Origin of the sequence: Pseudovibrio sp. Ad46, from assembly GCF_001623065.1 — a bacterium.
Taxonomy (GTDB): Bacteria; Pseudomonadota; Alphaproteobacteria; order Rhizobiales; family Stappiaceae; genus Pseudovibrio.
Window position 1 is genome coordinate 98,254 of the sequence record NZ_LMCG01000082.1, and the last position, 13,346, is coordinate 111,599.

A 13,346-nucleotide genomic window follows, 5' to 3' on the forward strand; every position below is an offset into this window, starting at 1 on the left:
TTAACCCAGGATACGATCGCGAGCTGTCAGGTAGTTACGCTCAGCAAGGCTGGACCATGCAGAGGTTTCCTTACGAGATTTGAGGTAGCTTTCGTAGATGCGCTTGGAGAGGTCATCTGTTTCAGCCACTTCAGCAACAACTTCTTCAGCTTTACGGCCGATTGCATCGAACACGTCATCAGAGAAGTCACGAACCTGAACGTTGTGCTTGGTCAGGAGAGTTTCCAGAGCAGCACCGTTGTTGTGGTTGTACTCAGCGAACATGTAGTTGTTCTCTGCCATACATGCAGAACGGATCAACTCCTGCTGACCAGGTGTGAAGCTTTCCCAAACACCTTTGTTCATGCCGAAGGACAGACCAGCACCTGGCTCATGGAAGCCTTTGGTGTAGTAGTACTTAGCAACTTTATAGAAACCAAACGCCATATCGTTCCATGCGCCAACCCACTCGGTTGCGTCGATCGCGCCGGACTGCATTGCAGGGAAGATTTCAGAGCCAGGAAGCGCAACAGCTGATGCACCAAGACGGCGAAGAACTTCACCACCCAGACCAGGCATACGCATTTTCAGGCCTTTGAGGTCTTCAAGAGATTTGATCTCTTTGTTGAACCAGCCACCTGCCTGCAGACCGGTGTTACCAGCCAGGAAGGATTTAACGTTGAACTGACCAGCAAGCTCATCCCAAAGCTGTTGACCGCCACCGAAATGCATCCATGCTTCCAGCTCAGCAGCTGTCATGCCCATTGGAACGGCAGTGAAGAAGCCAAATGCTTTGTGCTTGCCGAGCCAGTAGTAGTCAGCAGCGTGGTACATGTCAGCTGTACCATTGGAAACAGCGTCGAAGCTCTCAAATGCAGGAACAAGTTCACCGGCAGCAAACAGCTTTACAGTCAGCTGACCTTCACTGGCAGCAGTGATGCGGTCAGCGATGCGCTGTGCGCCAGTACCGAGACCCGGGAAGTTCTTAGGCCAGGTGGTGACCATTTTCAGTTCGCGCTTACCAGCTGCGAGTGCTGGAGCTGCAAGAGTAGCTGCGCCAGCGGTTGCACCTGCCAAACCAGCATTTTTCAGAAAACTACGGCGGTCCATAAAAACTCCTCCCAAGAGCTTCTTAAATCAAATCTCTTTATGCCTCCGCAGAATTGAACCTCTTCCATTGAGATCTCTGCGACAACATGACCAACTTCTTATAACCCTAAAACTACGTGAAAATACAAGGAAATCTGCACTCTATTGGACAAATTAATTATTCTTGGATCAACTGAGCGTACCTCATCTATGCGTTTTCAACCGAAACCAGCCGCAACGTAACTATCGAAACATTTTTAGGAATCTCCGCCCTTGAGGGCTAACAATCAACCTCCAAAATCGGAATTCATAGCCTTTTATTTCAATGTTAATAAGTCAGCCTACATGACCTAACTGGCTTGAGCATTGCTCCATTAATTTTCTGGGTGAATTAAGCCACACAGGTGGTAGATGCTTTAAAATACAATAATTTAGAGGAAACTAATCTACAGTTTCAGTTGAAACTGAGCAGAGGTGCGCAGACACGATGCCACCCGATAAATCCGAGACCTTAGACCTCAATCAGATCGGCATTGCAAAGCGAAGACAGCTAACATTTAAAGATGCGTTCCGATGCACAAACAACTATCCACACGAAGGTGTGGTTTTCTACAGGTTCGCGCATTAACGATAGCGCGAATTTCTTCGAAAACGCCCATACGAAATTGCTTGAAAGCAAATTTCTCAGGCATTTCGAGAGCGATTCTTCCAAAAACTGCCGTAATCTAGAACAGACCTGCCGTTGCGCCACCATTCAGCCCAGCAATCAGCATCAACGTTCCCATTAGCAAAATAGTCAGAGCGCCAACCACCTCACAACCGCGCAGAATAACCGTACCAGCCTGACTGTCAGCACCCCAGATCCGCAAGGCAACCTCACGCGAGAGCACTGCGAGACTCGCCAGAATAGAAACGGTAATACCTGTCCCCAATGCCATCACGAGCGTGGAGGCCACACCAGCCCAAATCATGCCCTGAGAAAACGCAAACGCAAGCACGATCAAAGCACCGGTGCATGGGCGAAGCCCCACTGCCAAAATGATCGACCAGATGCTTGTGAGTGTCATGGCTGAGTTCTGAACCATCTTCGGATCCGGCGCATGCGCATGCCCACAGCTGGAACAAACCTCTCCATGCTCCGAATGCTCATGTTGATGATGGTCGTGATCATGGTCATGTGAATGACCGCAGCTCGAAGCAGGCTTTTTACCAAACCATGGCTTCAAAACACGTTGCCAAACAAGGTAGAGGCCAAGCAGGAAGACCAACACATAAGAGCCAAGCTCAAACCAGCGGGCTGTCGCATTAATCGCCGTACTGGTCAGATGCAACAAAACGCCTGCCCCACCAACCAGCACAATCGCAGTCACCGCCTGCGCAAAGGCAGAAGCAAAGGAGAGCGCGATCCCTTTCTTCAAAGTCTGTTCATCTGCAATCACGTAAGAAGAAATCACTGCCTTACCATGCCCCGGCCCTGCAGCATGAAACACGCCATAGGCAAAGCTGATCAGCATCAGAAGCCACCCGGCAGAAGGGTTGTTGCGGAAGTTTCTCAGCGTGCTTGTCAGCTTAAGATAAAACTCATTCTGCAACCGGGTAATGGTCGCCATGCCTTGCTGGAAAATATTCATATCCGGGCCACGAAGCTCAGCAGAATCCGCAGTCTCACGCTCAGAAACGGAAGACAGCGTCATCGGCTCACCACCTTGCGCAAGCGCAGCCACTGCATCTTCTGCAGACGCAGGTGCACTCTCAACTGGCCCAGGTGTAATCTCGGAAATGAATTTAGTATTGCCCGTAGAAGCTGTTGTAGTCGCCACACCATCGCAAGACACAATCACCTGATTGACAAGCGCTGCTGTGTATCCCTGCAACTCTTCAGGAACATTACGCTGGTCAGCACCGATCGTTGCCAACTGGGCAGCAATTTGCCCGTCCAGCTCAGGAGGATGGACCAGCTCAACAGAACATTTTCCGGGAGCATTCTTCAGCGTCACGGCCATATCTGCCTTGGGCCATTTAAAATCGATGTAGTAGGTTGGGTCATAAACATCGAGTGTGATCGGCTTGTCAGCTTTGATCTTCTCTTTGAGCGGCAGCGTAAAGCTCAATTCCACCAATGACACGGGGCTCGTGTCTGGCTGACTGCGACCAGCTGCAATCTCTTCAGCAATTGCTGCTCGGTCTTCATCGCTGATCAACCAGTAATCATCAAAGGCCACCTTGATCATTTTCATGGACGGATCAAATGGCTCGGAGAAATCTATCTCCGCTTTGCTATCATCCCCAAACGTGAAGTAACCGTACTCTCCAAGACCCTCAATGTTGATCTTAGCCAGCTCATCCAGCTCATTTCTCTCGAAAAATCCATTCTGATTGGCATCCAACCCCTGCACGGCATAGGCCGTGTACAGGTCATCAAACAGCCATTTGTGCCGAATGTGGGTCAGATACCCGTCATCATCAAACACCAACTCGGCGCGCGCTTGCACAAACATATGCGGATGTGCTGCAACCTGTTGAGAAGGCAACAGAAATACCAGCAGCATGCAGAATGCGGTCAAAAACCGTAGGAGCTTATGAGACATGGCGCCTTAACAAAATATGAGAACCCGACACGACAAGTGTAATAAAATAACGGCAAATTCAAGACCCATTTATTGAAGGTCCTGAGATACGTTTTTCCCGTAATTTAGAACCATTCGGATAATTCTTCCGAATTTGATGCCCATCACCTACGAAATAAACCGGATATTGCTTTAAGAATAAACCAATATCCCCGCAACGCTTCTTGTTCAATTTCGTTTGGGAGGGCTGAATGAACGTGCCATTGCATAATAAAATAACGATCGATACCTACATGACCCCATTGGATCATCCAGAATTCGCTGGCCACGAGCAAATCGTATTTGCAACAGACAACGAAACGGGCTTGAAAGCGATCATCGCGGTTCACAATACCAACCGCGGTCCCGGTCTCGGTGGATGTCGCATGTGGAACTATGCAAGCGCAAATGAAGCTCTGACTGATGTTCTCCGCCTCTCAAAAGGCATGACCTATAAGAATGCATTGGCTGACCTTGCTTTGGGAGGAGGAAAGTCAGTCATCATCGCAAACCCGCGCACTGATAAGACCCCAGAGCTTCTCAGAGCATTCGGCAGACACATCAATCGCCTTTCCGGTAGCTACATCACCGCAGAAGATGTGGGCATCAGCTCTGATGATATGGAAATCATTGGTAGCGAAACTCAGTTTGCCCGCGGGACAGATGCCACTGGTTTTGGCGATCCTTCGCCGTACACTGCATTGGGAACCTTCGTCGGCATCAAAGCAGCTGCCAAGCACAAATTCGGCTCTGAAGACCTCTCTGGCCTGACGGTATCACTCAAAGGTCTGGGTCATGTGGGATATGACGTAGCTCGTCAGCTGCATGAAGCAGGTGCTAACCTGATTGTCTCCGACATCTATGATCCGGCAGTGACACGCGCAATCGAAGAGCTCGGTGCATCCAGCGTATCTCCAGACGACGCACATCTCGTCAAAGCGGATATCTTTGCTCCATGTGCCCTTGGCGGTGGCCTGAATGCTGCAACAATCCCGGAACTGAAAGTAGCTGTGGTCGCAGGAGCTGCAAACAATCAGCTGGAAACACAGGAAGACGGCGCAGCTCTCATGAAGCGCGGCATCCTCTACGCTCCAGACTACGCTATCAACGCAGGCGGCGTCATCTCTGTGGCTTTGGGTGAGCCTGGTGCATCAGACTCAATCGTGCGTCAGAAGACCCTCGCGATTGGTGGCACGCTTGCTCAGATCTTCGATCGGGCCGATGCAGAAGAGCGCCCAACCAACATCATCGCAGATGAGTTGGCTGAAGAGCGCTTCCAGCATCACCATAATCCAGCTTAAAACAGAGGGTTGATCTAGCCCTCTTTTGGCAGAGGTCCATCAAGCATTTTGGGGCAGTCACCATGCTGCTCCAATTGCTTGTGCCAGTTGACCATATAATCAACAAAGGCACGCACCTTCGCTGACAGATGCCTACGATGCGGATAGACCGCGTACATCGCAGGCCCCGGCACTTCGTAGTCTTCTAATGCCGGTATCAGCGTACCTGCCATCAACTCTTCCAGCACATAAAAGATCGGCAAACGCACAACGCCAAGGCCTGCCAGCGCTGCTGCAACCGCAGTCTTCGCACTGTTCACATGCATCGGCCCTTTAACGGGAACAGAAAATCGCTCTCCATTTGCCAGAAACATCCAGTTGGTCTTGTGCTTGTAGTTGGTATCAATGATGCAGGGCATACTCGCCAGATCACTTGCCTTCTCAGGCATACCATGTGCTTCCCAATACGCAGGAGAGGCACAAACCACGACACGAACGTCACGAATCTTCCGCGCAATCAGGCTTGAATCCTCAAGCTCGGCCACACGAATGGCAACATCATATCCTTCCTCGACAATGTCGACGAAACGATCTTCCATCTCGATGTCCAGTTCAACGCGCGGGTGTTCCTGCAAAAACGAAGCAAGCACTCTGCCCAGCGTCGCCTCAGAAAAAGAACGCGGCGCACTCAGCCGTAACCGGCCACGCACCTCCCGATGGTCTTGCTGTACAGCATCTTTCAGGTCATCAAACCGCTGCAACAGCTCACCTGCTTCACGGAAGTAGGCTTCACCAACCTGGGTCAGAGAAATCTGACGGGTCGTCCTGTTCAGCAGGCGCACGCCCAGTTCGTCTTCCAGCTCGCTCACGTACTTGGAAATAAGCGCCTTGGAGCGCCCCATATCCCGTGCTGCAGCCGAAAAGCCACCGCTTTCTACCACCTGCAAAAAACATCTAATTCGTGTGATGGAATCCATCGATCAAACCTCATAGGTGGTCGCACTCAACGAGCATCAGCCTGTTGTCTTTGTAGGCGCTTCCGGCGACGTCTCACACGTCCTGTTATGCCAACCATCCGCAAAAGAAACAAACCCGCCGCAAACCCAAGCCCAGCCAGCACTCCACCTTCAATGGTCACAGGCACAGCAGGCTCAAAGTCTTCCCAGGTTGCCTTGGAAAGCTTGGTGTCCGGCTCTTTCATGAAGATCCAGACACGCTCAAACACAGCAGCGGTTTCCATCGCCAATTGCTGTTCTGTCAAAGCCTCAAGGCGATCCAATGACCGCTCAACGCTCATCCCGCGCAACTGCACAAACTCATCCGCGCTCTGTGCCATATGCGTTAATGCAGCAGAAGCGCTTCGGTGGGTTGCAGTCGCATCGGCAACAAAATCGGCTTTCACTTCCTCCAGCGCATCAATAGCGCCGCCCATACGTTGACGGTATTGCTGGGCAAACTCAGGAAGCTGAGAGGTCACAGTGCCGCTTACAAGCGCAACGCCAAGCGTCAATACCCTTGCAAACATCATTGCAAACCTCCCCTCTAAGTTAATCGACCAGAGTGATCACTCCAGCAGCACCTTCTTCTGTACCAAATGCCAGCCGGTTCCCCTTCTTATCCCAGGCAAGGGCAGAAACAGGACCAGCACCCGGACGGCGCAACAGCACTTCAGCATTATCGTGGAACCGAACGGCCATCACCATGCCATCCTGATAGCCAATCGCCACCATTTCTTCAGTTGGATGGCAGCAAACAGTCGTCACCATGCTGTCCCCGCGCACGCCAAGCTCCAGAGGTGCCTGCCCCATAGGACCACTCTTGCCCATAAACGGCCAGAGGATCGCAGCCTGAGCGCCAGAGGTCGCTAGATATTTACCCTTGGCAGACCAACTCACGGACTTCACCTTGCCCGGATAACCGGTCATGCGCATGTCTTGACTGTCAGCCAAACGCCATCCGTGCAGAGCGTTCTCCTGCATAGTGGTCACAAGGTACTTTCCTTCAGGAGAATACGTGACCAGACTATGCGCACCTTTCCAGCTCAGTTCCTGCGGATCACCAGCAGCATTCACCCAAAACAGTGTCACACCATCATAGCGAGAGGCCGCAAGGCGCATGCCCTTTGGAGCAAACGCCAAACCAGCAAAGGCACGCGGCAGCTGAAATTCTTTGATCTCGCCGCTCTTCAGACGAACCCAGGCCGTACGACCAGATGCATAGGCTACACTGTCCTGCGGACCAGCTGCAATAATGTCGATCCATTTACGCGGCTGCTCAGCAAGCTCTTCAACACTTCCATCAGCGCTAACTTTACAAATCTTGCCATCACCGCCACCGGTGATCAGAGACTTGCCATCTAAAGAAGGCGTCGCACAAAGCAGGCCGTTTTTGTGAACCGGTGTCTGGGTTTCCGGCCCACCAGCAAAAAAGACAGAACCTTCACCACTGGCAAAGGCAGCTACATCACCCAGAAATGTCGCAGAAACAACAAATCCATCGGTATCAAGAGGAGCAGTTACAGGCACCAGAACTTACTCCGCAACACAGGCTTCAAACGCAGTTTTCAGCGCAGCACCATCCAGCTCACGGCCGATGAAGACAATGCGGCTTTCACGCTTTTCATCATCTCGCCAGTCGCGCTGATGGTTGCCCTCTACGATCATATGAATGCCTTGCACCACATAGCGCTGCGGATCATCCTTGAACGACAGAATTCCCTTCATGCGCAAAATGTTTGGCCCTTGAATCTGCGTAATCTGATTGATCCAGTCAAAGAAAACCTTCGGATCCAGATCGCCAACCGTGAAGGAATAGGACTTCACAGAATGCGTGCCCTCATGATCGTGATCACAATCTGGGCCGCACTCATGGTCAGGGTGGTCATGATCATGTTTGTGGTCGTGGTGGTGGTGATCATGGTCGTGATCGCAGTCCGGGCCGCACTCATGATCGTGCGCGTGCTCAGCCTTTTTCAAAAACTCCGGATCAAGATCAAGAATACGATCCAACTCAAAGGCCCCACGATCCAGAACATCTGCAATTGCGATCTGACAACGCTCTGTGTGGTGGATCTTCGCATACGGGTTGATCTTACGGATCGTCGCCTCAACACCAGCCAGTTCCTCTGCTGAAACAAGATCGGTCTTGTTCAGCAAAATCACGTCAGAAAACGCAATCTGATCTTCTGCTTCCTTAGTGTCTTTCAAACGCTGCTGGACATGGCGGGCATCAACAACCGCAACAACAGCATCAAGCTTAGCCGCATCGCGCACGTCATCATCCATGAAGAACGTCTGTGCAACAGGAGCCGGATCAGCAACACCCGTGGTCTCCACGATGATCGCATCAAACGCACCCTTGCGTTTCATCAGGTTCTCAACGGTGCGGATCAAATCACCACGAACTGTACAGCAGATACAGCCGTTGTTCATTTCATAAACTTCCTCGTCAGACTCAACGAGAAGGTCATTGTCGATACCAATTTCGCCGAACTCATTGACGATCACAGCATAACGCGTGCCATGGTTTTCGCTCAAAATACGATTCAGCAAAGTGGTTTTACCTGCGCCCAGATATCCGGTCAGCACGGTAACAGGAATACGGCTATCAGCAGCCTCGGACATTTACGTCTCCTTGGATGGGTGTGCGCTCACTTAGTGTGCGCATAAATCTCGTGCCCTCAATATAGACAGTTGATCTGCCAGCAAAAGAGCAGAAGTGCTCTTTTGCCATGAAACACGCACATCAATTTGGAGAATTCGCCAAACTTAACTCGGAACAAAAATGACTAATCGGGAGAGTAAACATGATGAAGAGGTACATCGATATCTTTATTTTGAAGCCTGATCCTTACATTATTACCTTCTATCTGAAGCACCTCCATTGGCCTCATCCTTGGGTTTGAGACGCCCAGATCACTACGGAAGTAAACAAAATTACCTGCAACTAAGGGCTTGTTAAAGTCATTCCTTAGGGTTTCTACGTCAGCATCCCAGAATTCAATGTCAGACAATGGCACTTCTTCAAGAGCGGGCGGGCAATCAAGACATCCCGTCATATTATAACGAACACATTTTGCTGTTTCGTCATGCACAAAATCAACAATCAATTGCCCGCAATATAGATCAGTCTCAGGATCCCCGTCAGCGTTTTCAATCTCATCAACCCGTACTTTCCAACGAACAACATCACCAATTTGAAAATCCATTTCACCCTCTAATCTTAACACCTTATGAGTGCGTACCTTACATAACTCAACCTAACTCTCAACTAATTTCCGTTTGCATTCAATCGTTTCCATCCCTTACCATCCAGCCGATCGTTTTGGGGAACTGGGAGGCCAACCATCATGCTGAAAACCATAGAGGCGTTTGACCGCATCGGGGACGAAAACGCATTCGCCGTTTTGGCACGTGCAACTGAGCTTGCTCAGCAGGGCCGCAATATCATCAATCTTGGCATCGGCCAGCCAGACTTCAAAACGCCGGAACACATCGTAGAGGCAGCCGTCAAAGCCCTGCGCGATGGCCACCACGGTTACACCGGTGCAACGGGCATTCTCCCTCTCCGCGAAACCATCGCATCAAGCCTGCATGCGGTAACAGGCACGCATGTCTCGCCAGACAACGTCATGGTCGTTCCCGGCGGCAAAGTTACCATGTTCATGGCAATCCTGATGTTTGGTGAGCCTGGCAAAGAGATCCTCTATCCTGATCCCGGCTTCCCGATCTACCGCTCCATGATTGAGTTCACTGGAGCAACCCCAATCCCAGTGCCAATCCGTGAAGAAAACGACTTCGCTTTTTCTGCGGAAGAAACTCTCAATCTGATCAATAAACGCACAGCACTGCTTATTCTCAACTCCCCAGCCAACCCAACAGGCGGCGTGACACCGCGCTCTGAGATAGAGAAGCTGGTAAAGGGATTGGAAAACCATCCAAACCTGCCAGTCCTATCTGACGAGATTTACTCCCGCATGACCTATGATGGGCTCAAGCACACATCCTTGATGGAGTTCGAGCAGCTCAAAGACCAACTCATCCTGCTCAATGGCTGGTCCAAAACATGGGCCATGACTGGCTGGCGCATGGGGTACTCTGTCTGGCCTACATCCCTGATCAACAAAGCCCGCAAGCTTGCCGTGAACTGCTGGTCATGCGTCAACACACCAAGCCAATACGCAGGCATTGCCGCCATCGAAGGCCCGCAGGATGCAGTTGATCAGATGATGCTGGTTTTTGACCGCCGACGTAAGCTCGTCGTGGAGGGACTAAACGCCCTGCCCGGCATCTCCTGCAACACGCCCAAAGGCGCCTTCTACGCTTTCCCGAATATCAAAGAAACAAAATGGCAAGCCAAACCTTTAGCTTCAGCATTATTGGAAGGAGCAGGCGTTGCGCTCATCGGTGGACCTGATTTTGGTATTCTGGGAGAAGGATATCTGCGCTTCTCCTACGCCAATTCAGAGGAGAACATCAACCGTGCATTAAGCCATGTAGGTGATTTCCTAAGCACCCACACCAAGTAAGAAAGCTCTAACGCTGCGCAGTCACCACAATGGCCTTTTCGATCAAGTCGGAAAGGTCTGGGGCCTTACTGTCCTGATGCACAGGCTGCATGATGAGGAACAGCGAGGAAGGCCCAATTGAGGTCAATCCATCAAGCTCATCAATATCAAACTGAAGCACGACTTTCCCGTCTGCATCCAGCAGCGACAAGCCATCATCAAAGCTCCACTGCCACGCAGTAGCTTTGGAGATGGGCGCATAAAGCCCCTGACAATTCTTGGTCTCAAACGAGTTGCCATATCCACTTGCAGCAGGCTCAGAACCAAGTTGCGCTGAGCAGGTTTTAGACGACAACACATCAGAAATTGACCAGTGACCAGAAATTACACTGGCTTGACCGGATAGGACGCCAAAGCTAGCTAACGCCAGGGTTGCGCTGGCAGCTACTACTGTTTTTCTCAAAATCCCATGCATACGAACAGCCTCCAGGATCTGTTTTATGTACAGATTCTGGGCGCAATCAGTTAACTCAAGGTTAACAGGAAATTAAGTGAGAGATAACAGATCTAAAAACATAACTTATTCATGGATTTAACTCAAAAACAAATACACGCATTACTTGTTGAGTACAGATACAATCTAAAATAAATCTAATTACATACTAGTTATTATTTACATAAAGTGCAAAACGCACTCGTTTTAGGTGATTTGCATTTCGCATCAAAAGACAGCCAAGCAAGGCAAGCCAACCAAAGCTCAAAGGCCACCGCGAGGAGCACTCAAAAATGAGCATTCCTCTCAACCTAGCGAAGCGAGTCGATTTAGAGAGTTAGCCAACGAGAAGAACCATACATGTCATGGCGAGTGTAAAAAAACCAAACATCTTCAAGTCTTTATGATCTTCGATACTTCCACGAGAACTGACCATGACGAAACTCCAAACGCAATACAAGGTGCCGCTTAGATAAGCGCGGCATAGTAAACATAGAGTTTCAATGAGGCAGTTTCACGATCACCAAACTGCCTTTTGATTTCAAATGGCAGTTACTCAGGGTTCGCGCACAGCCCATCCACTGACACCAGCCGCTCACCCGGAGGAGGCGCACTCTCACGAATTCGCAGCTTAGGCTCGATTAACGTCAGTTCATTACTGAGCTTTTCGCCATTCATCTGCGATAGCATGAGTTCTGCAGCATTCACACCAATGGTTCCGGCCCCATTGTCCACAGTGGTCAGGGCTGGCGTCCGATTTTCCGTTCCCTCGGTGTCATCATAGCCAACAATTGCCAGGCCCGGCCCCGGCTCAACGCCAAGTCGGCGAACAGCACTCATCACGCCCAGTGCCACAAGGTCGTTGAAACACACCACAGCCGTTGGCCGAGGATCCGTCTGCACAACCTGCTTGGCAATGGATCGGCCATCATCCTGCGTCATCAACTCAGGAATATCCAGCTGCTCATCCGCATTGATCCCCGCATCCTCAAGCGCTGAGCGCCAGCCGCGGTTCCGGTCGCGTCCGGCAGAACTGCCACGCCGGCCACCAACCATCGCGATCTGGGTATGCCCTTGCTCAATCAGATGTTTTGTAATCCGGTAGGACCCAAGAAAATCATCACCACGAACACAAGGCGCATCCGCTCCAGCCACATCGCGGCAAACCAGCGTGACCGGCACTCCTTGCCGCACAATGGAATTGATGTCCTTGTCAGTCGTGCCAACCGAAGCGCACAGAATAAGCCCATCAACCCGATGCTGCAGCAGCGTATCGGTGAAATGTTTCTGCCGCTCGACAATATCGCGGTGATTACAAATCAGAATGGTCTTGTTGTGCAGCGCCAGAGTTTCTTCCAGCCCACGAAACACCTCGGCAAAATATGGATTGAGAATATCGTGAACCGCCACCCCAATCATATTGGATTGAGATGTCCGCAAAGATGCAGCTGACCGATTATAGATATAGCCCACTTCCTCAGCATAGGCTTTCACCCGTGCTTTCGTGGTTTTAGCGATCAAAGGGGAATCTCTCAAAGCCAAAGAAACTGTAGCCGTCGAAACGCCCAGTTTCTCAGCAAGATCGCCTAATCTCAATGGTTTACCTGTGCCGCTCAATGCCGATGTCCTCGCATATCCAGCCGGATCCAGTTTGTATTCTTAAGCACTTATGCACAGCAACATTAGCAAATAGCAATACTCCACACTGCCAACAAAGAGAATTCATTATGAATTCTCAAGTTTTAGCCACTTGCCAAACCCATCAAACATGCTGATATTTTTTAGCGAAATACATAAGCAAATGACAGGTTTCGAGAAAATGTATTCAGACTTCAAATTATTGGCCCAGTACAACACCTGGATGAATGCACAGCTTTATGAATGCGCGGAACAACTGAGCGATGCGCAACTCAAAGAAAACCGCGGTGCGTTCTTCAAATCAGTCTTCGCGACCTTCAATCATATCGTGGTGGGAGATCTGGCCTGGCTGCGCCGTTTCGCAAAGCATTCCCAAACATATGAGAGCCTGCAGCAACTTGATCAGTTTCCAGTGCCAAAAGCACTCACATCTATTCCATACGACAGCTGGTCAGACTTGAAGGCTGCGCGGCAAAAGCTGGACGCGATCATTGAAGAATTTGCAGGGGACATCACCGCCACCCAAACGGAGAACGCTCTCACCTATGCCAACATGAAAGGCATACCTGCAACGAAAAACTTTGGGGACTTGGTGCTGCATTTCTTCAACCACCAAACCCACCACAGAGGGCAGATAACAACCCTGCTCACCCAGTTTGGACTGGAAACACCAGATACAGACCTGCTGTTTCTCTGCCAGGACGCTTAAATCAATAAAAAATCATTGGCCTGTGTTTAACGCAGGCCTTGCGCCT

At 50.5% G+C, this 13,346-nt stretch carries 12 protein-coding genes; 3 read left to right on the forward strand and 9 right to left on the reverse strand.

The window, feature by feature from the left end:
* Together PsAD46_RS26230 and PsAD46_RS26235 are read right to left on the reverse strand one after the other, a co-directional pair.
* Complete coding sequence (locus PsAD46_RS26230) at positions 1–1,089, reverse strand: TRAP transporter substrate-binding protein (RefSeq protein WP_063291083.1); 1,089 nt, start codon at positions 1,087–1,089, stop codon at positions 1–3.
* Positions 1,090–1,793: 704 nt separating this feature from the next.
* Positions 1,794–3,656 carry a DUF1007 family protein gene (locus PsAD46_RS26235; RefSeq protein ID WP_063308217.1) on the reverse strand — a complete coding sequence of 621 codons (1,863 nt, stop codon included), beginning with the start codon at positions 3,654–3,656 and terminating at the stop codon, positions 1,794–1,796.
* A 230-nt stretch (positions 3,657–3,886) separates the two neighbouring features.
* Between PsAD46_RS26235 and PsAD46_RS26240 the strand changes: the two genes are divergently transcribed.
* The gene (locus PsAD46_RS26240; RefSeq protein WP_063308218.1) at positions 3,887–4,975 is read left to right on the forward strand and encodes a Glu/Leu/Phe/Val dehydrogenase dimerization domain-containing protein; all 1,089 of its coding nucleotides are present in this window, start codon (positions 3,887–3,889) and stop codon (positions 4,973–4,975) included.
* A gap of 14 nt (positions 4,976–4,989) precedes the next feature.
* Here the strand turns inward: PsAD46_RS26240 and PsAD46_RS26245 are convergent, their stop codons facing one another.
* From PsAD46_RS26245 to PsAD46_RS26265, 5 genes are all read right to left on the reverse strand, one after another.
* Positions 4,990–5,931, reverse strand: a complete 942-nt coding sequence (locus tag PsAD46_RS26245) for a LysR family transcriptional regulator (protein ID WP_063291085.1) — start codon at positions 5,929–5,931, stop codon at positions 4,990–4,992.
* 26 nt (positions 5,932–5,957) lie between these two features.
* Complete coding sequence (locus tag PsAD46_RS26250; RefSeq protein ID WP_063308219.1) at positions 5,958–6,482, reverse strand: DUF2937 family protein; 525 nt, start codon at positions 6,480–6,482, stop codon at positions 5,958–5,960.
* 19 nt (positions 6,483–6,501) lie between these two features.
* Complete coding sequence (locus PsAD46_RS26255; RefSeq protein ID WP_063308220.1) at positions 6,502–7,479, reverse strand: WD40 repeat domain-containing protein; 978 nt, start codon at positions 7,477–7,479, stop codon at positions 6,502–6,504.
* A 6-nt stretch (positions 7,480–7,485) separates the two neighbouring features.
* Positions 7,486–8,577, reverse strand: coding sequence for a GTP-binding protein (locus PsAD46_RS26260; RefSeq protein WP_063308221.1), 1,092 nt, complete (start codon positions 8,575–8,577; stop codon positions 7,486–7,488).
* 164 nt (positions 8,578–8,741) lie between these two features.
* Positions 8,742–9,161, reverse strand: a complete 420-nt coding sequence (locus PsAD46_RS26265; RefSeq protein ID WP_063308222.1) for a hypothetical protein — start codon at positions 9,159–9,161, stop codon at positions 8,742–8,744.
* A gap of 141 nt (positions 9,162–9,302) precedes the next feature.
* Here PsAD46_RS26265 and PsAD46_RS26270 point away from each other — a divergent pair, with 141 nt between their 5' ends.
* Entirely contained in the window at positions 9,303–10,481 is a 1,179-nt protein-coding gene (locus tag PsAD46_RS26270; protein WP_063308223.1) for a pyridoxal phosphate-dependent aminotransferase, read from the forward strand.
* Positions 10,482–10,488: 7 nt separating this feature from the next.
* On the opposite strand, the gene PsAD46_RS26275 is transcribed toward PsAD46_RS26270, so the two are convergent.
* A complete protein-coding gene (locus tag PsAD46_RS26275; RefSeq protein ID WP_063308224.1) occupies positions 10,489–10,935 on the reverse strand; it encodes an AprI/Inh family metalloprotease inhibitor in 447 nt (148 codons plus the stop codon).
* A 570-nt stretch (positions 10,936–11,505) separates the two neighbouring features.
* Positions 11,506–12,570, reverse strand: a complete 1,065-nt coding sequence (locus tag PsAD46_RS26280; protein ID WP_063308225.1) for a LacI family DNA-binding transcriptional regulator — start codon at positions 12,568–12,570, stop codon at positions 11,506–11,508.
* A 184-nt stretch (positions 12,571–12,754) separates the two neighbouring features.
* Between PsAD46_RS26280 and PsAD46_RS26285 the strand changes: the two genes are divergently transcribed.
* Positions 12,755–13,300 carry a DinB family protein gene (locus PsAD46_RS26285; RefSeq protein ID WP_208982051.1) on the forward strand — a complete coding sequence of 182 codons (546 nt, stop codon included), beginning with the start codon at positions 12,755–12,757 and terminating at the stop codon, positions 13,298–13,300.
* The last annotated feature ends 46 nt before the right edge of the window (positions 13,301–13,346 follow it).